The sequence below is a fragment of the Bacillus sp. DHT2 genome, assembly GCF_026241455.1.
Lineage (GTDB): Bacteria > Bacillota > Bacilli > Bacillales > Bacillaceae_G > Bacillus_A > Bacillus_A pseudomycoides.
In genome coordinates, this window is the sequence record NZ_JAPHWH010000007.1 from 220,901 (window position 1) to 240,675 (window position 19,775).

The window sequence follows — 19,775 nt, forward strand, 5'->3', positions numbered from 1 at the left end:
TCGGACTTGCTACTTCACAATATGCTCATCCGAGGAGAAATAGAATCTACGAAATTTTTCTGTATAAAGTGAAACTTTAATCAGTGGGAGTTTTCTTCATCCCCTACTGATTATTAGCCCCACTAATCGGGCTTTTACAGGATACATCCATTTCAATTATCCAACATTCACATTAGGGCCATGAAAAACAAAAGGTGACCCCGCGCTCTTTCTCTCCTTCTGGTTTCACTCGGCATGGGGCCAAAAAGGTACTGACCACTTCTATGCATGAGCGGATCCTCTCTTCCACCCTAAAAAATAGGTTTTAATTTTTCAACTCGCCTACTCTTCAATAATAATATGATGCCCTGCCGCTTTCGTTAAACGGTTCATGATCGCATTTCCAATTCCTTCATTCGGAAATGACTCACTAAAAATCACATCTACTTTGCTGGCATCAAATGTTCTCAGCACATCGTATAATTTAGTTGCAACGCTTGCTAAATCACTTCGCACTCCGCAAGACAATACAACATCCGCTTTATATTCATGTTGATATTCTTCTGTCGTTAATACACCTACCGTATACCCTTCGTCTTTCTTCTGATCTACAAGCTGTTGAATAAAATCACGAGACCCTTCAACAATACTAAGTGGTGCTTTCGGTGCATAATGTGTATATTTCATCCCTGGTGCCTTCGGTTTTTCTTTCTCATCTTTTAGCGCAGGATCTAACGAAACAGTTCCGATCACTTCTTCTAGCTGTTCCTTCGTAATCCCACCTGGACGTAAAATCGTCGGTACTTCACTTGTACAATCAATTACCGTTGATTCAACCCCAACGCCAGTCGCACCACCATCAACAATACCAGCAATCTTTCCATTTAAATCTTCATATACGTGAGATGCTAGTGTTGGACTCGGACGCCCAGAACGATTGGCACTGGGTGCTGCAACAGGTACATTCGCTTCTTCAATAAGAGCTAGCGCCACTGGATGATCCGGCATTCTAACTCCAACTGTATCTAAACCAGCCGTAACCTTTTCAGAAATCCCCTCTTTTTTCGGTAAAATAATTGTTAATGGTCCCGGCCAAAAGTGCTTCATTAAGACTTCTGCAACCTCTGGTATTTCTCTAACAATTCCTTTTAACTGCGATTTAGAACCAATATGGACAATCAGGGGATTATCACTCGGTCTGCCTTTCGCTTCAAAAATTTTCGCAATTGCTTCATCATTCATCGCATTTGCTCCTAGCCCGTATACCGTCTCTGTCGGAAAAGCAATCGCTTCATTTTCCCTTAGTAATTTTGCTGCTTTTTGTAATTGTGGATAATCTTTTTTTATTTCCACAACATTATCCACAGTCCACATATTTGTATGCATTTTTTCCCACGTCCTTTTTTCCCATGAAATACTTGTTATATTTAGTTTACTATGAGATTTATCCAAAAGACAAACAAGGTTTATCCACAAAATGTGGATAAACCCAATTAATCAGTGGATAACTTTGTGAATAGCTGACAATTTAGTATTATTACATTCTGCTGTTTTATATTTTCACAAAAATGTTCTAACTGCTGAATATCCTCTGGAACTTTATGTTTTTCCACAGTTATAAAGTTAAAAAACTGAAAGATCGTCACAGATTGTGGATGATTTGTGAGTAAATATACTTGCCCCATACTTTTCTCTTTCATATACTGCAAAAACATTTCAAAAAAATATAAGAAAGTCTTGTTATCCACAATGGGTGTGAACAAACAAGAACGAATGAGTGCATTTTCTCCTTTTTGTTCATAACCAATTACAGCTTGTATCTCTCCGTCATCTTCCAATATCATAAATTGCTCGTATAACTCATTTATTTTATCATCTTTTTTATTAGCTTGTCCGAAAAAAGAATGTAATCTCTCAACATCAGCGTTTGTAGCAAAATAAGTCTTTTTCACAACAAATCCCTCCTCATTTCTATATATGAGGAAGGATTCCAAACTAGTACTTATTTAGAAAATAACGATGTGAATGCTTCTACAATAAATAATTTCACTTTCGGTTTTTCCTCTTGCTCTTCTGTTTCTACTGTTTCAATTGTTTGTTTTTGTTTCTTCTCCAGAGGTTTTTCTATTTTTTCCACAGGCTGTTTTTCTCCCTGTTTTACGCTTTTTTCTTGTGCAATCTTTTCATTTGTTTCTTTCACAGGAGTTTGTACTTTTGAAATAACCTCTTTTTTCGATGTTTCTTGTCCCTTTTTTTGTTTCGACAGAACATCTTGATTTTGTTTTTCCGATACCTCTTCTTTTTCTTCCTGTATTTTTACTGGCCGTTCTTCCTCATCCATTGATTCTGCTTTTACAACATGCTCTTCTTTTTTTACAGCCGATCCACTAGAGAAATCTAGAAAACACATTGGCGGGAATAACACGCACCACCAATTTGCCCCTTCACCTTTTCCAATTGAAATGAGTACTGCTTCATATTCCCCTGCTGGATAAATAAAATTCCCATATACTTTTGTAGGAAATTTAATGTTTTTGCTAAATGTAACTTGAAATGATTCTTTACTTCCTTCGCGTTTTAACGTATTAGCAACCGTTTTTTCAATTTCTGGGATGTGACTCTGAATAACGCGACGTGCGTCTTCAAACGATTTCAAATCTGCTACCCAACCATCAATTTGCATCTTTACTTCATCGCGCACTTTACGTTTTAGCGCCTGATCTTCCTTCGAATCGCTATTTGCTAAAATACGTAATCGAACAGCTTCTTTCGGAATAACAGTTTTTCCCTTCGCATCAACTTTCATATATCCAAACTGCACAAGTAACTGTGCACCAATTAATAATAAAAGAAAATAGGCAATCGCTTGTTTTTTCATCTCCTACACCGTCCCTTCTGTAAACAGTGTAGACACTCTTACCTCTTTCTAAACTATTAAATTCTAAATCTATAGAAAAACTTTCGAGTGTATGTAAATACAAATTGAAAAAAAGATTTAAAACCTTTCTTTTTGGATGAAAGAGAGCATCTAGCCGTGCACAGATGCGGGCAGGTCACCTTTTATTTTTCATAGCCGCGACTTATATGTTGAAAAGGCAAAATGGATTTATATAGAAAAATGGAGTAAGGTTCTATCCTTACTCCATTTCCGCAAATACCATACGATCTTTTCCGTTAATATCAAATACAACTTCTACATGGGCATGCGGAAATGTCTGCTGCAATAACCTTTTAACATCTTCACCTTGCCCTATGCCTACTTCAAAAGCAACAATTGCTTTTCTTTGCAAGACGTTTGGCAACTCTTCCATAAAACGGCGATAAAAATCAAGCCCATCTTCCCCGCCAACAAGCGCACGCTTCGGTTCATGCTCTTTTACAACCGGAGAAAGACCTCTCCAGTCTTCTTCTGGAATATACGGGGGATTTGAAACAACAACATCTAATTTTTGCCCCGTTTCATAAAACGGTGATAATAAATCACCATGATAGAACCTTACATTTGCACCTAATGCTTTTGCATTTTCTTTCGCAACTTCAATAGATTCCTGTGCGATATCTACTGTATACATACGAAGATTTTGATTTTCTAAAGCGAGCGTAATTGAAATTGCTCCACTTCCCGTACCAATATCAGCTATATGCAGTTCCTGCTTACCAAACATACGCTGGATTCTATCTAATACACCTACTATAAGCTCTTCCGTTTCTGGTCTTGGTATTAATACTTCTTCATTTACGAAAAACGAACGACCATAAAACATTTCATATCCCATCATATATTGAACAGGAATCCCACCTACATGTTTGTGGATAAAGTTCGTAAACGTCTTCTGTTGTTCCTCAGACATTTCTTCACGCATGTTCATCATTAAGCCTGTTCGATTCGTCTTTAATACATGACAAAGGACAATTTCTCCCGCATTTTCATCTCGCCCATTTTCTTGTAAAAAAGAAGAAGCCCATTTCAGGGCTTCATAGACACGCATTACTCAGCTGCCTCCATCTTTTGCGCCTGATCTTCCATCACTAAGGCATTGATGAAATCATCTAACTTACCTTGTAAGATTTGATCTAGCTTCTGAATCGTTAAACCGATTCGATGGTCTGTAACACGGTTTTGCGGGAAGTTATACGTACGAATACGCTCTGAACGGTCTCCCGTACCAACAGCTTGTTTACGGTTTTGATCGTACTCAGCTTGCGCTTCTTGTCTAAATTTATCATAAACACGTGCACGTAATACTTTCATTGCTTTTTCTTTGTTCTTAATTTGCGATTTTTCATCCTGACAAGATACAACTACACCAGTCGGTAAATGCGTTAAACGTACCGCTGACATCGTTGTATTAACACTTTGTCCACCAGGACCACTAGAAGCAAATGTATCAACACGAACATCTTTTTCATGAATATCGATTTCTACTTCTTCTGCTTCCGGTAATACAGCTACAGTTGCTGTAGAAGTATGGATACGTCCTCCAGATTCTGTTTCCGGAACACGTTGCACACGGTGTGCACCATTTTCAAACTTCAACTTTGCGAAAGCGCCTTTACCGTTGATCATAAAGATAATCTCTTTATATCCACCTAACTCTGTATAACTCGCTTCGATAATTTCAGTTTTCCAACCTTGTACCTCAGCATAACGGCTATACATACGGTATAAATCACCAGCAAATAAAGCAGCCTCATCGCCACCAGCAGCACCACGAACCTCCACAATAACGTTTTTATCATCATTCGGGTCCTTTGGAACAAGTAAAATTTTCAGACGCTCTGATAATTCTTTCTCTTGTCCCTCTAACTCAGAAACTTCTTCCTTTACCATTTCACGCATGTCAGCATCTAACTTTTCTTCTAACATTGCCTTCGCATCTCGTAATTGCGCACGAACATCTTTATACTCACGGTACACCTCTACCGTTTCTTGCATATCAGATTGTTCCTTTGAATATTCACGAAGTTTATTCGAATCACTAATAACCTCTGGATCACTTAACAGCTCGTTTAACTTCTCATAACGATTTTCTACAGCTTGCAAACGATCTAACACATCATTCACCTCAACATCCTAGTCTTTAATACAAATAGTATATGGTACTTAATCAAAAAAACGCAAATTATTATTTTAAAAGTGTAGGCGGCTCGCTCAGAATGGGAGGGGGATGGAGCTTCTGACATAGAGGTGCCTTTTTCCTCGCAGGAAGAAGCGAAGCCACCGAAACTAGATATTATTTTAAAAGTACAGGCAGCCCCACTCTTCATCTATTTTCGAAAAAAACCCGCCCTACTGTAGCGAGTTTTACTTATTTTTGTTTTGTAGGTACTGCATGACAATGACGACAACGCGGCTCATATGACTCTGAAGCCCCAACTAAAATAATTGGATCATCGAATGCAGCCGGTTCTCCATCAATTAAACGTTGTGTACGGCTTGCTGGAGACCCGCATACAGAACAAACTGCTTGCAATTTTGTTACATGTTCAGCAATCGCCATCAGCTGAGGAACTTGTCCAAATGGTAGACCACGGAAATCTTGGTCTAAACCGGCTACAATGACACGATAGCCACGATTTGCCAATATTTGCACCACTTCCACAATGTCCCCATCAAAGAATTGCACCTCATCAATTGCAATAACGTCCATTTCTTCTGTTATATGATTAAATATATCTTTTGAAGCTGAAACAGGAACTGCTTTTACCTTTAATCCATTATGTGATACAACATCTTCTTCACTATAACGGTTATCAATACATGGTTTAAATACAATCGCATGTTGCTTTGCAAATTGTGTACGGCGCACGCGGCGGATGAGCTCTTCTGATTTTCCAGAAAACATACTTCCGCAAATCACTTCAACCCAACCGTTTTGATTTATTAAGTACATGGAGCTCTCCTTTCATCTACTTTTTTATCCAAAGTAGGGTAAAGGTTTAATATTTTCGCAAAAAAAACAGACAAGCGAATAGATACACTTGCCTGTTTTATGTTTTTTATTACTTAAGACCGTATTTCTTATTGAAGCGGTCAACACGTCCGTCTGCAGTAGCAAACTTCTGACGTCCAGTGTAGAATGGGTGAGAATCAGAACTGATCTCAACTTTTAGTAATGGATAAGTGTTTCCATCTTCCCACTCAACCGTTTCGCTAGATCCTTTAGTAGATCCGCTTAAGAATTTGAAGCCTGTGTTTGTGTCCATGAATACAACTTTCTTGTAATCCGGATGAATTCCTGCTTTCATTCTTTTCATCTCCTTCCGCCCTGAATCATTTTCGAAACAGAGTTTTTCATCTTTAGCTGCGAATACAACTATAATGATGAAACACATATGATGAAATTATAACAAGGCTAACTTCATTTTGCAACTACCTGTTTTTGTCTTTTATAAATTAAAAGCGAAAGCGGCTCGTTCAGAATGAGAGGGGGATGGAGCTTCTTCCTACGAGGCGCCTTTTGCCTCGTAGGAAGAAGCGAAGCCACCGACCATTCTTGCCGCTGAAACTGGATATACCTAAAAGCGGAGACGGCTCATTTAACTCTAACCAGCTAAACTTCTCCACAAAAAGACATGAAAAAACTCGCTTAGCATAAAAATAAGCGAGTCATCACCGTTTCCCTTTACTTCGTTGTTACATATCTTTTGGAATCTGCAACAATGTTTTGTAAAAATTCTTCATTTGTTTTCATTTGACGCATCTTGCGTAAGAAACTTTCAACAAAGTCTGGTGTATCACGCATTGTTTTGCGAATGCCCCATAGCTTGTCTAAATGTTCTTTCGGAATTAATAGATCTTCTTTACGCGTACCAGAACGGCGAATATCAATCGCTGGGAAGATACGACGCTCAGCTAACGAGCGATCCAAATGAAGTTCCATATTACCTGTTCCTTTAAACTCCTCGTAAATAACATCATCCATACGAGACCCTGTATCAACAAGTGCTGTTGCTAAAATCGTTAAGCTACCGCCCTCTTCAATGTTACGAGCTGCCCCGAAAAATCGTTTTGGTCTATGGAACGCAGCTGGGTCAATACCACCCGATAACGTACGTCCACTTGGTGGAATAACAAGATTGTAAGCACGTGCTAAACGGGTAATACTATCCATTAAAATGATAACGTCTTTTTTATGTTCTACAAGACGCATCGCACGTTCTAATACAAGCTCAGCCACCTTAATGTGGTTTTCCGGTACTTCATCGAACGTAGAACTTACAACATCACCTTTAACAGAACGTTCAATATCCGTTACTTCCTCTGGACGTTCGTCAATTAAGAGTACGATTAATTCTGCTTCTGGATGATTTGTTGTGACACTATGAGCAATTTCTTTTAATAGTATCGTTTTACCAGCCTTTGGAGGCGCGACAATTAAACCACGTTGTCCAAATCCAACTGGTGCAATTAAATCCATGATGCGTGTTGATAGTTTCTTCGGCTCCGTCTCCAATTTCATTTGACGATTTGGATATAACGGTGTTAATGCAGGGAAATGCACACGCTCTTTTGCTGATTCTGGATCATCACCATTTACTGCTTCGACTTGCAGCAATCCAAAATAGCGTTCGTTTTCTTTCGGCGGGCGTACTTTACCAGAAACCTTATCTCCATTACGCAAATCAAAACGACGAATTTGCGAAGCTGAAATATAAATATCTTCTGAGCTTGGAGAATAGTTGATTGGACGTAGGAACCCAAATCCTTCAGATTGAATAATTTCGAGTACACCTTCCATGAAGAAGAAACCTTCTTTTTCTGCACGAGCTTTTAATATAGCAAAAATTAACTCTTTCTTTGTTAATTTGCTGTAATACGAAATCTTAAATTCTTTCGCATGCTCGTATAACTCTTTTAATTTCATGTTTTCTAATGCTGCAATTGACAAATTCATTCAGACACCACACTTTGACATTATTCTCTTTTCACATGGGTAAAGGGAAAATATACGGAAGGCAAATACATAATAATGAAAGGCAATAAGTTCAAGTAGGGTAATATTCACTATTGTAACCCTTTTATCCAGTTTTAATCAATACGTTGTAACACAAATACAAGAAGCGAAGACAAGAAAATTTGCCTCCGCTTTTTATATTGCTTCTGTTTTCTCTTTATTTAATTACTAAATTTGGTTTTTTATTTAAGCTATGGCGTCCGTCAACGAAACGAACTGTTCCGGATTTTGCACGCATAACAAGGGATTCTGTTGTACCAACACTGCCTTTAAATTGAACACCACGTAGTAATTCACCATCTGTTACGCCTGTTGCTGCAAAGATTGCGTCGTCACCTTTCACTAAGTCTTCCATACGAAGGATACGATTTATATCTTCAATACCCATTTTTTTACAACGAGCTAATTCTGCTTCATTTTGAGGAAGAAGCTTCCCGTGAATTTCCCCGCCCAAACATTTTAATGCAACTGCTGCAAGAACGCCTTCAGGTGCACCACCAGAACCGAATAAAATATCAACACCTGTACGATCAAATGCTGTATTAATTGCTCCAGCTACATCGCCATCATTAATCAATTTAATACGAGCGCCAGCTTTGCGAATTTCTTCAATAATCGCTTGGTGACGCGGGCGGTTTAGAACTGTTGCTACAACATCTTCAATATCTTTATTTTTCGCTTTTGCAACAGCGCGTAAGTTATCAATAATAGGTGCGTCAATATCAACTGCACCAACTGCTTCTGGTCCAACTGCAATTTTATCCATGTACATGTCAGGAGCATGTAACAAATTACCGTGATCCGCAATCGCAATAACAGCAAGTGCATTCCAGCCTCCAGCTGCTACGATATTCGTTCCTTCTAACGGATCAACTGCAACATCGACGCGCGGTCCGTATCCTGTACCTAATTTTTCCCCGATGTATAGCATTGGCGCTTCATCCATTTCCCCTTCACCAATTACAACTGTACCTTTCATCGGAATTGTATCGAACACATCGCGCATTGCTGATGTTGCTGCACCGTCTGCTTCATCTTTTTTTCCGCGTCCCATCCAACGCGCTGATGATAATGCTGCAGCCTCTGTTACACGTACTAACTCCATAGATAAACTTCTTTCCACAATAATCCCTCTCCTTTTAAGTCTTAATATTTATGCCGCATTTTGTGAACCGGTTCCTTCTATAAAGTGTAGCTTTCGTCAGCAGTAATTCTTCATCCCCCATTAACGGAAGCACCACCACTTCATCTTCATCTTGCAATAATAAGCAAAACTCCATATCAAGAGTACATTGCCAACAATCATTGCAAATTATGCATTTTTCATTTCTTCAATCTCTTGCCGCGTCATTTGTTCTCGCCAAATGTTCGCACCAAGACCTTTAAGCTTGTCTACTATATTTTCATAACCTCGGTCAATATGTTCAAGCCCTGTCACTTCTGTAATCCCTTCAGCCATTAATCCTGCAATTACAAGTGCAGCACCCGCTCGTAAATCGCTCGCTTTTACCTTTGCTCCTTGCAAAGCAACAGGTCCTGTCACAATAGCAGAACGGCCTTCTACCTTAATTTGTGCATTCATCCGGCGCAATTCATCAATATGTTTAAAACGAGCACCGTAAATCGTATCCGTTACAACTCCCGTTCCATGCGCCTTTGTTAAAAGAGTTGTAAAAGGTTGTTGTAAATCTGTCGGAAATCCTGGATACACAAGTGTTTTTATATCAACAATCTTTAATTTACGATCCCCATTTACCTTAATTTGATCATCGTTCGTCTCAACTTGTACACCAGCTTCTCGTAATTTTGCAGTGATTGACTCTAAATGTTGCGGGATTACATTATCAACTGTTATTTCTCCACCAGACGCCGCTCCTAAAATCATGTACGTACCCGCTTCAATTCGGTCTGGAATAATAGAATGGTGACAACCGTGCAGAGAATTCACACCATCAATACGAATCACATCTGTACCAGCACCTTTAATTCGTGCCCCCATACTTGTTAGTAATGTTGCTACATCAATAATTTCTGGTTCTTTCGCAGCGTTTTCAATCACCGTTCTACCTTTTGCACGCACAGCTGCTAGCATAATGTTAATCGTTGCTCCTACACTAACAACATCTAAATAAATACGAGCTCCTCGTAATTCATCCGCTCTTAAATAGATTGCACCTTGCTCATTTGTCACATGTGCACCTAATGCTTCAAATCCTTTAATGTGCTGATCAATTGGTCTTGGCCCTAAGTGACATCCACCAGGAAGCCCAATTACAGCTTTGTTAAAGCGGCCAAGCATAGCGCCCATCAAGTAATAAGAAGCACGTAATTTTTTTACCTTCCCGTTCGGCAAGGGCATAGCAACCATTTTGGAAGGATCAACCGTCATCTCTTCCTCCTGATTGTACGTTACAGCTCCTCCAATTTCCTCTAATAGGTCTCCTAACATCTTCACATCTGAAATATTAGGTACACCACCGATGGTCACTGGAGTATCAGCTAAAATGGTCGCTGGAATTAGAGCAACAGCACTGTTCTTTGCACCGCTCACGCGAATTGATCCGTTTAAAGGTCTTCCACCTTCAATCAGCAACTTTTCCATGTTGAGCTCCCTTCTTATGAATGTATTTATTTTCCTTAAGAATCTCATTTGTTCAGCATACTATCAAGAAAAACAAAAGAGCCAATCATTTTTGACTTTTCCCTTTCCTCAACTTAACAAGTGGTAAGCCCTCACCTTAGAATAGGTAGGCTTTAGGCGAGTAGATGAAGACTAACTGCCCGTCAAGCTATACTCGTCAATTCATCTTAGATACATGATAACGTTTATTAATAGAATCATTCACACCATTTTCCATTTTCACATTTCCTTACAGTTTATGTGAATAAATTGGCAATTCATTTAATCTTAAGACTTGTTCACGCTTTCATTATACAACGAAAGGAAACCGTCTAAAAGACTAGACGGTTTCCAAAACGGAATTTTATTCTTACGCTTTACCGTTAGAACCGAATTCACGAATTTTACCAATAACAGTTGCTTTGATAGCTTCGCGGCCAGGTCCGATAAATTTACGAGGATCGTAAACTTCTTGATCTTTGTTTAATACTTCACGAACAGCTTTTGTAAACTCGATTTGGTTCTCAGTGTTTACGTTGATTTTTGAAGTACCTAAAGAAATAGCTTTTACGATATCAGCAGTTGGGATACCAGTACCACCGTGAAGTACTAAAGGTACACCAGTGAAGTCGCGAACTTGTTCCATTTCTTTAAATCCTAAGTTAGGCTCACCTTTGTAAGGGCCGTGTACAGAACCTAAAGCTGGAGCTAGGCAATCGATACCTGTTGCTTCAACAAGGTGTTTACACTCTTCAGGATTAGCATAGATAACGCCTTCAGCGATTACATCGTCTTCTTGTCCGCCAACTGTACCAAGCTCAGCTTCTACAGATACGTTACGAGCGTGTGCGTATTCTACTACTTTTTTAGTAGTTTCAACGTTTTCTTCGAATGGGTGGTGAGAAGCGTCGATCATTACAGATGTGAAACCTGCATCGATTGCTTCTTTACATTTTTCGAAGCTTGAACCATGGTCAAGGTGAATCGCTACAGGAACAGTGATGTTCATTTCTTCGATTAAAGCTCTAACCATAGCTACAACTGTTTTGAAACCAGTCATATGACGAGCTGCACCCTCAGATACACCTAAGATTACAGGAGATTTTTCTTCTTCCGCAGCAGCTAAGATAGCTTGAGTCCACTCTAAGTTGTTCATGTTGAATTGACCAACTGCGTATTTTCCTTCTAGTGCTTTGTTTAGCATTTCTTTCATGGAAACTAAAGGCATGATGAATCCTCCTAAAAAACGTTTTTTGTATCCGATAAGTTCTTATCGCTGGTAGTATGACCAGAATAAGGTAAAATATGTATATCTACATACCGGACTTTTTTCTACACTCAATAGGATAACAACTTGTACTCAAAAACTCAACTGTATTCACCTGCTCATCAGTCCATGTAAACGCTTTTTTTCATATTTTTTATAAAAAATTCATTTTTAAGCCTCTACAGCGATTTCATTTCGTACTGCTTGGCGAATTTCATCAATATCAAACGGCTTAGCAAAGTGCATTAAAGCTCCTAAATCTTTTGCTTCTTGGATCATATCCAACTCCCCATAAGCAGTCATTAAAATAACTTTAATATCTTCGTTAATTTCTTTCACATGTTTTAAAATCTCTATACCATCCATACCTGGAATTTTCATATCTAGAATAACTAAATCTGGATTATCCTTTTTCACAATATCTAAAGCTTGAAATCCATTTGCTGCTTGGAACGTTTGATAACCTTCTTTTTGGAACACTTCATGCAATAACACACGAATGCCGTATTGATCATCAACGATTAAAATTTTCCCTTCCATAGTCCCCAACCTTTCTGTGTAAATACAAGATTAAAAGCTTCTTATATCTTATTCGATTTATTTTCGCTATTCTTTACCAAATTCCTTCCCATTTCTTTCTTATTTTACCGCCTACTATTTTGTTATGCTACCTCTATTACTTCGCCTTTCTAAAAAAATAAGCTATAATGAAAGCCGCCTTAACACAATCGAAAGGAGCAATACAATGTTAAAAATTTTTTCTACTCAGCTAAGCGGCTATTTCACAAAGATTTCTCAAAAAGAAGAGATGAATATAGAAGATAGTGCCCGTCTACTTGCGCAAGCGTTAGTTGGTGATGGCATCGTTTATTTACACGGTACAAACGAAATGGACGGCGTTGTTTCGGAAGCATTACACGGCGCAGAGCCGCTAAAACATGCAAAGCGCTTAATCGAAAATGGTACAAAAGCAGAAGTGACATCCGCAGACCGCGTACTTCTTATCAGTCGTTTTTCAACAGATGAAAATATTATTTCATTAGCGAAGCAGCTACAAGAAGAAGGACACTCCATTGTTGGTATTTCAGCCATCCAAAATGGCGAAGTCTCACTAGAACAATTCACAGATGTACATATTGATACAAAATTGCTAAAAGGTTTAATCCCGGATGATGAAGGCAACCGTTATGGGTTCCCAAGTTTAATCTTATCTCTATTTGCTTATCACGGATTAAAATTTACAATTGATGAAATGATAAACGAATATGAGTAAAAAAAAAAGGCGTCCAAATTTGGACGCCTTTTTTATTACTTGCTTTCTTTATTCGTAATAGAAGCTTTTACGAAATCATGGAACAATGGTTGTGGACGGTTTGGACGAGATACAAGTTCTGGGTGGAACTGTGCTGCCACGAACCAAGGGTGATCTTGTAATTCAATGATCTCTACTAAACGACCATCTGGGCTTGTACCAGAGAAGATAAATCCAGCGTCTTCCATGTCTTTACGGAATTCGTTGTTGAACTCATAACGATGACGATGACGCTCGTATACAACTGGTTCATTATACGCATTGTAAGCATTTGTTTCTGGAGTAAGCTTACATGGGTATAGACCAAGACGAAGTGTGCCACCTAAGTCTTCTACATCTTTTTGTTCTGGTAATAAGTCAATAATTGCATAAGGCGTGTCAGGATTAATTTCAGAAGAGTTAGCCCCTTCTAATCCTAATACGTTACGTGCAAATTCGATTGATGCAAGTTGCATTCCTAAGCAAATTCCTAAGAATGGAACTTTATTTTCACGTGCATATTGAATTGCAGCGACTTTTCCTTCTACACCGCGATCGCCGAAGCCACCTGGTACAAGGATACCGTCTGTGTCGCCAACTAATTCTTTTACGTTTTCTGCTGTTACGTGCTCAGCATTTACCCATTTCACTTCTACATCTGTATCAAATGAATATCCTGCATGGCGAAGTGCTTCTACAACAGAAATGTATGCATCTTGAAGTTCTACATATTTACCAACAAGAGCGATTTTTGTTTTCTTAGATAGGTTACGTACTTTTTCAACTAATGCAGTCCACTCTGTCATATCTGCAGCTGGATTGTCTAGTTTTAAGTGATCGCAAACGATTTGGTCCATATTTTGCTCTTGAAGCGATAATGGAACTGCATATAACGTATCTGCATCACGCGCTTCGATAACTGCTTTTGTATCGATGTCACAGAATAAAGCAAGTTTGTCTTTCATATCTTGAGAAACAGGCAATTCTGTACGAACAACGATAATATTTGGCTGAATACCTAAGCTACGAAGTTCTTTAACGCTATGTTGCGTTGGTTTTGTTTTCATTTCACCCGCTGCTTTTAAGTACGGGATTAATGTACAGTGAATATACATTACGTTGTCACGACCAATATCGCTCTTAATTTGGCGAATTGCTTCTAGGAATGGTAGAGACTCGATGTCACCAACAGTTCCCCCGATTTCTGTAATAACAACGTCCGCATTTGTTTCGCGGCCTGAACGATATACACGCTCTTTAATTTCATTTGTAATGTGAGGAATAACTTGAACTGTTCCTCCTAAATATTCACCACGACGCTCTTTTTGAAGAACAGAAGAGTAAATTTTACCTGTTGTTACGTTGCTGTATTTGTTTAAGTTAATGTCAATGAAACGCTCATAGTGACCAAGGTCTAAGTCTGTTTCTGCGCCATCATCTGTTACGAATACCTCACCGTGTTGGTATGGGCTCATTGTCCCTGGGTCTACGTTAATGTATGGGTCAAACTTTTGGATTGTTACGTTTAAACCACGATTTTTTAAAAGTCTTCCAAGAGATGCTGCTGTAATCCCTTTCCCTAAAGAAGATACTACACCGCCTGTTACGAAAATATACTTAGTCATAAAAGTACTCCCTTCTACTTTGTTGTTATATAATCACCGTTGCAAAGCGCAACGTATGTAGATAACACCTTATCTATCTTATTGTTAGACTCTTTTTATTTTCTAAACAAAAAACAAAAAAGAAAATTGCTCCCCTCATCACGAAAAGTAATAAGTAGGGAGCAATTTTCTTTTATATTTACACTTTAAAAGTATTATCGTCCTGTTTTAAAGAGCCCAAAAATGATTCTACATGGACGATAATAAAAAGTCAAGAACTACACTTCTTCCTCTTCTTCTTCTGTTTCATCATACTCAAGTTCTTCGTCAGCGAATTCTTCCTCTTCATCATCTTCATCTAAATCATCAAGATCATCGTCTTCGTCAAGAACCTTGTCCAAATCTTCTACATCATCTTCTTCGTCATCACCGTCGAAGTCGTCTTCGTCTTCTTCAATGTAGTCATCAAAATCTTCTTCCTCTTCAACCTTACGTTTTTTCTTAGGCTTTGGCTGAGGTAAGATTTCTTCATCAATTTGCTCGTATGGGTACCAACTGCGTATCCCCCAACGGTTTTCTCCTAAATTGATGAAACGTCCATCGATATTTAAATCTGTATAGAATTGTGCGATCTTCGCAGCAACTTGTTCTTGAGATAGTCCCAGCACTTGAGCGATTTCCTGAACTAAATCATGGAATGACGTTGCCTGTCTTTTATCCTCTAAAACACTATGTACAACTTCAATCATGGATAATTCTTTTAGCTCTTCTGGTGAATATTTCTTAAAATCCACTTATGCGGCACTTCCTTTCTTAAAATATAATCCTATATATAACGGCCTGTTTAAAAAAATCCATACTATTCATTATAAACAAAACTCCAACAAATATGCTACAAAAAAAAAACGGGAAACTTTCACGAGCAATCGATAAAAGTGATTACAGACCAGTATTTACAAGATTAACCTGTAGGGACTATATAAAGTGAAACTTTAATCAGTGGGGATTTCCTCTCATTTTCTCCTTCTGGTCTCACTCGGCATGGAGCTAAAAAAGGCACTGGCCGCTTCTATGCATGGCTAGATGCTCTCTCCCGCCTAAAAGAGGGGGATATCGTTTTATTTCGGAAGCATATGCGCGCCATGTAATACATACCTAATCTGCATTTCTGTATATTCCTCTAATGTATAAAGTTTTTGCAGGGCCCAGCGTCTAAATCCCCACATTTGTCCTTGAATGAAAATATTATGAGCCAGCAGTTGAATTTCCTTTTTCGTTAATGTAAATGTGCCATTTTTCGTACACTGTTCTAAAATATTTTCAAACATTCCCACCATTTGAAACTCTTTTTCTAGTACATATGGAAGAGACTCTTTCGGTAAAAAACGAACTTCTTGATACATAATTAATACTTCTTCTTGCAACTCATCCATTACTTTAAAATAATTCGTAATGGCTACCCTTAAACTTTCAACGCTTCCTTTTTCCGTGCAGACCACTTCTTCTAATCGTTCTTTTACATGTTCATAAATACTATCACATACTAAATACAACACATCATCTTTCGTACGGATATATTCGTAAAGTGTCCCAATACTAAACCCGGCCGCTTTTGCAATTTCCCTCGTTGTTGTACGAGGAAATCCCTTTTGCTTAAAGAGCTGCACCGCTCCTTTAATCATCTGCTCGCGCCTTAGTGCAACCAATTTCTCATCCTTTACAGACGCATGCACATTGTGCTTAACCATCCTCTTCACCTCTCTCTACCATTTGGAAGGAAAAAGCGTAGGAAAATACCTACGCTTTTTCTCTTATTTCGTTAACATGCGAGAAATTACAAGCCTTTGAATCTCTTGTGTTCCCTCATAAATTTGCGTAATCTTTGCATCACGCATGAACCGTTCTACCGGGTAATCTTTCGTATAACCGTAACCACCAAATACTTGTACTGCTTCCGTCGTTACTTTCATCGCTGTATCCCCAGCAAACACCTTCGACATCGCTGATTCTTTTCCGTACGGAAGTCCTTCTGATTCTAGCCAAGCAGCTTGGTATGTTAATAGGCGTGCTGCCTCTACACTTGTCGCCATATCTGCTAATTTAAAACCAATTCCTTGCTGCGCAGCAATTGGCTTTCCAAACTGATGCCGTTCTCTTGCATACTCCACAGAAGCATCTAAAGCTCCTTGCGCAATACCAACAGCTTGCGCCGCAATACCGTTACGACCACCGTCTAGCGTCTGCATTGCAATTTTGAACCCTTGTCCTTCTTCGCCAAGTAAATTTTCAGCAGGAATACGGCAGTCTTCAAACATGATTTCTGTTGTTGGTGAAGAGCGAATCCCAAGCTTGCTCTCTTTCTTACCAACTGAAAATCCTAGCGCATCGCTTTCTACAATGAATGCACTTGTGCCGCGCTGCTTTGATTCTGGATCAGTCAATGCAAAGACAACATAAATATCAGCAATGCCGCCATTTGTAATAAAAATCTTAGAACCATTTAAAATGTAGTGATCGCCATCTCGCTTCGCTGTCGTTCTCATTCCGCCTGCATCTGAACCAGAACCTGGCTCTGTTAAACCATATGCACCAATTTTCTTCCCTTCCGCCATCGGGCGTAAAAACTTTTGTTTTTGTTCCTCTGTTCCAAATTTAAAAATGGGCCAACCAGCAAGCGAAGTATGAGCAGATAACGTGACACCTGTCGAAGCGCAAACACGAGATAACTCTTCTACAGCAATCACATACGCTAAGTAATCGCTTCCAATCCCGCCGTATTCTTCAGGCCATGGAATTCCTGTTAAACCAAGGTCCGCCATTTGGTCAAATAAAGCGCGGTCAAATCGTTCTTCTTCATCTCGCTCCGCTGCTGTCGGCGCCACTTCATTTCTCGCAAAATCTCGAACCATTTTTCGTATCATTTCATGCTCTTCTGATAATTTAAAATCCATGTTCCTTCCCCTCACTCTCTCTTCTCTTTATAATGCTCGGCTAATAACAAGCCGCTGTATTTCACTCGTTCCTTCATAAATCTCACAAATTTTTGCATCACGGAAAAATCGCTCAACTGGATAATCTTTCGTATAGCCGTAACCGCCAAATACTTGTACCGCTTCAATTGCGACATCGACCGCTGTTTTCGAAGCAAACAGCTTTGCGATAGATGCTTCCTTCCCGCAAGGAAGTCCCTGTGCCCTAAGCGATGCCGCTCTATATACAAGTAACCTCGCAGCTTCTACGCTCGTAGCCATATCCGCCAGTTTAAAGCCCAGTCCTTGCTGCGCGGCAATTGGTTTTCCAAATTGCTGACGCTCCTTCGCATAATCCACTGCACATGCTAGCGCTGCCTCGGCGATGCCAAGTGCCTGTGCTCCAATACCAATGCGACCAACATCTAAATTCGCCATCGCTACTTTAAAACCTTGTCCTTCTTCACCGAGCAGGTTTTCTACTGGTACTTTCATATCTTCAAATGTTAATTGCACTGTACGAGAACCAAGCAGTCCCATCTTATGTTCGTCTTTTCCAACGATTAAGCCTGGTGTATCTTTCTCTACAATAAACGCAGAAATTCCGCTCTTCCCTGCATCTGGATTCGTAGAAGCAAACACGATATATGTATCCGCCTCGCCACCGTTTGTAATAAATACTTTCGAACCGTTAATGACATAGTAATCACCTTGCTTTACGGCTCTTGATTTTAAGCTACCTGCATCTGATCCCGCATTTGGCTCAGTTAAAGCAAATGCACCTAAGTATTCACCCGTCGCTAGTTTAGAAACATATTTTTGCTTTTGTTCTTCTGTTCCAAAATATAAAATTGGGTTTGTTCCAACCGATGTGTGTACCGCCAAAATAACACCAATTGTCGCGCTCACCTTTGATAATTCCTCAATAGCTAAAATGTAAGAAATGAAATCCATTTCCGCACCGCCATATTTCGCTGGTGCTGGAATCCCCATAAGTCCAAGTTCACCCATTTTCTTCAAAATCTCTCTAGGAAACACCCCTTGTTCCATCTCTGGAACAAAGGGAGCGATTTCCTTTTGTGCAAAATCTCGAACCATTTTCCTCATCATCTGCTGCTCTTCTGTAAAACGAAAATTCATATGCCCCGCCCCCATTTGCGATATATCTTTTTTCAACCACCTGGTAAGACCACTACTTTGTAAAAAAGAGGGAGACCTACCCTTGCTTTCTATTCGTATACGTAGAAACCACGACCTGTTTTTCGACCTAACCAACCAGCATTTACATATTTACGTAATAACGGACATGGGCGATACTTACTATCTCCTAGTCCTTCATGCAGAACCTCCATAATGTATAAACACGTATCTAGACCAATAAAATCTGCTAATGTTAACGGCCCCATTGGATGATTCATACCGAGCTTCATCACTTCATCAATTGCTTCTTTTGTTGCGACGCCTTCATATAGCGTATAAATCGCTTCATTAATCATCGGTAATAAAATACGGTTGGAAACAAATCCAGGGAAATCATTTACTTCAACTGGTACTTTTCCGATTTTCTTTGTAATGTCTTCGATTGTTTCGTATACTGCATCATCTGTTGCAAGACCCCGAATGATTTCAACAAGCTTCATAACCGGAACTGGATTCATAAAGTGCATCCCAATTACTTTCTCTGGTCTTTTCGTTACCGCTGCAATTTCTGTAATTGGTAAAGACGATGTATTTGTCGCCAAAATCGCATGTTCTGGTGCAATTTCATCTAAATTCGCGAAAATTTTCTTTTTAATATCCATTTTCTCAACGGCTGCCTCAATAACAAGATCTGCTTCTTTTACACAATTTAATTCAAGCGTCGCTGTAAGACGATTTAAAGTTGCTTCCTTTGACCCTTCATCCATGCGTCCTTTTTCTACTTGGCGTGCTAAGTTTTTTGTAATAATGGATAATCCCCGATCTAATTGCTCTTGTTTCAAATCCTGCATATATACGTCATATCCTGCCATCGCACATACTTGTGCAATACCTGAACCCATTTGCCCCGCACCGATTACAACAATTTTTTGCACACTCATTTTTTC

The 19,775-nt window shown here is 39.2% G+C and carries 19 protein-coding genes; 1 reads left to right on the forward strand and 18 read right to left on the reverse strand.

Going from position 1 to position 19,775, the window contains the following annotated elements; genetic code table 11:
• Positions 1–321: 321 nt before the first annotated feature.
• From ORL93_RS18245 to spo0F, 12 genes are all read right to left on the reverse strand, one after another.
• Entirely contained in the window at positions 322–1,365 is a 1,044-nt protein-coding gene (locus ORL93_RS18245; RefSeq protein ID WP_016112693.1) for an L-threonylcarbamoyladenylate synthase, read from the reverse strand.
• 107 nt (positions 1,366–1,472) lie between these two features.
• Positions 1,473–1,931: a GNAT family N-acetyltransferase gene (locus tag ORL93_RS18250; protein ID WP_018764922.1), complete on the reverse strand. Its 459-nt coding sequence runs from the start codon at positions 1,929–1,931 to the stop codon at positions 1,473–1,475.
• A 50-nt stretch (positions 1,932–1,981) separates the two neighbouring features.
• A complete protein-coding gene (gene spoIIR, locus ORL93_RS18255; protein WP_018764921.1) occupies positions 1,982–2,857 on the reverse strand; it encodes a stage II sporulation protein R in 876 nt (291 codons plus the stop codon).
• A 259-nt stretch (positions 2,858–3,116) separates the two neighbouring features.
• Entirely contained in the window at positions 3,117–3,968 is an 852-nt protein-coding gene (prmC, locus tag ORL93_RS18260; protein ID WP_018764920.1) for a peptide chain release factor N(5)-glutamine methyltransferase, read from the reverse strand.
• Positions 3,968–5,035, reverse strand: coding sequence for a peptide chain release factor 1 (gene prfA, locus ORL93_RS18265; protein WP_026008495.1), 1,068 nt, complete (start codon positions 5,033–5,035; stop codon positions 3,968–3,970). The genes prmC and prfA overlap by 1 nt, the downstream gene beginning before the upstream one ends.
• Before the next feature lie 253 nt (positions 5,036–5,288).
• Positions 5,289–5,873, reverse strand: coding sequence for a thymidine kinase (locus tag ORL93_RS18270; RefSeq protein ID WP_006096669.1), 585 nt, complete (start codon positions 5,871–5,873; stop codon positions 5,289–5,291).
• A gap of 109 nt (positions 5,874–5,982) precedes the next feature.
• A complete protein-coding gene (locus tag ORL93_RS18275) occupies positions 5,983–6,228 on the reverse strand; it encodes a type B 50S ribosomal protein L31 (protein WP_000643436.1) in 246 nt (81 codons plus the stop codon).
• 377 nt (positions 6,229–6,605) lie between these two features.
• Positions 6,606–7,877: a transcription termination factor Rho gene (gene rho, locus ORL93_RS18280; protein ID WP_003202242.1), complete on the reverse strand. Its 1,272-nt coding sequence runs from the start codon at positions 7,875–7,877 to the stop codon at positions 6,606–6,608.
• 217 nt (positions 7,878–8,094) lie between these two features.
• Positions 8,095–9,060, reverse strand: coding sequence for a class II fructose-bisphosphatase (gene glpX, locus ORL93_RS18285; protein ID WP_003209232.1), 966 nt, complete (start codon positions 9,058–9,060; stop codon positions 8,095–8,097).
• Between the two features lie 189 nt (positions 9,061–9,249).
• Entirely contained in the window at positions 9,250–10,539 is a 1,290-nt protein-coding gene (murA, locus tag ORL93_RS18290) for a UDP-N-acetylglucosamine 1-carboxyvinyltransferase (protein ID WP_018764919.1), read from the reverse strand.
• Positions 10,540–10,927: 388 nt separating this feature from the next.
• Complete coding sequence (locus tag ORL93_RS18295; protein WP_018764918.1) at positions 10,928–11,785, reverse strand: class II fructose-bisphosphate aldolase; 858 nt, start codon at positions 11,783–11,785, stop codon at positions 10,928–10,930.
• A 210-nt stretch (positions 11,786–11,995) separates the two neighbouring features.
• Positions 11,996–12,364 (reverse strand): sporulation initiation phosphotransferase Spo0F, encoded by a 369-nt coding sequence (spo0F, locus tag ORL93_RS18300; protein WP_000398590.1) that lies wholly within the window; start codon positions 12,362–12,364, stop codon positions 11,996–11,998.
• Positions 12,365–12,569: 205 nt separating this feature from the next.
• Here spo0F and ORL93_RS18305 point away from each other — a divergent pair, with 205 nt between their 5' ends.
• On the forward strand, positions 12,570–13,097 hold the full coding sequence (locus tag ORL93_RS18305) for a DUF2529 domain-containing protein (RefSeq protein WP_018764917.1): 528 nt from the start codon (positions 12,570–12,572) through the stop codon (positions 13,095–13,097).
• Between the two features lie 35 nt (positions 13,098–13,132).
• On the opposite strand, the gene pyrG is transcribed toward ORL93_RS18305, so the two are convergent.
• The 6 genes from pyrG to ORL93_RS18335 all read right to left on the reverse strand — a co-directional run bounded on the left by pyrG (position 13,133) and on the right by ORL93_RS18335 (position 19,769).
• Positions 13,133–14,740 (reverse strand): CTP synthase, encoded by a 1,608-nt coding sequence (gene pyrG / locus ORL93_RS18310; RefSeq protein WP_265959352.1) that lies wholly within the window; start codon positions 14,738–14,740, stop codon positions 13,133–13,135.
• A 257-nt stretch (positions 14,741–14,997) separates the two neighbouring features.
• On the reverse strand, positions 14,998–15,513 hold the full coding sequence (gene rpoE / locus ORL93_RS18315) for a DNA-directed RNA polymerase subunit delta (RefSeq protein WP_018764916.1): 516 nt from the start codon (positions 15,511–15,513) through the stop codon (positions 14,998–15,000).
• Positions 15,514–15,837: 324 nt separating this feature from the next.
• Positions 15,838–16,467, reverse strand: a complete 630-nt coding sequence (locus ORL93_RS18320; RefSeq protein ID WP_018764915.1) for a TetR/AcrR family transcriptional regulator — start codon at positions 16,465–16,467, stop codon at positions 15,838–15,840.
• A gap of 63 nt (positions 16,468–16,530) precedes the next feature.
• Positions 16,531–17,670, reverse strand: a complete 1,140-nt coding sequence (gene acdA, locus ORL93_RS18325) for an acyl-CoA dehydrogenase AcdA (RefSeq protein WP_003202333.1) — start codon at positions 17,668–17,670, stop codon at positions 16,531–16,533.
• Between the two features lie 27 nt (positions 17,671–17,697).
• Positions 17,698–18,828, reverse strand: a complete 1,131-nt coding sequence (locus tag ORL93_RS18330) for an acyl-CoA dehydrogenase (protein ID WP_018764913.1) — start codon at positions 18,826–18,828, stop codon at positions 17,698–17,700.
• Between the two features lie 89 nt (positions 18,829–18,917).
• Positions 18,918–19,769 (reverse strand): 3-hydroxybutyryl-CoA dehydrogenase, encoded by an 852-nt coding sequence (locus ORL93_RS18335; RefSeq protein ID WP_265959353.1) that lies wholly within the window; start codon positions 19,767–19,769, stop codon positions 18,918–18,920.
• Positions 19,770–19,775 lie beyond the last annotated feature (6 nt).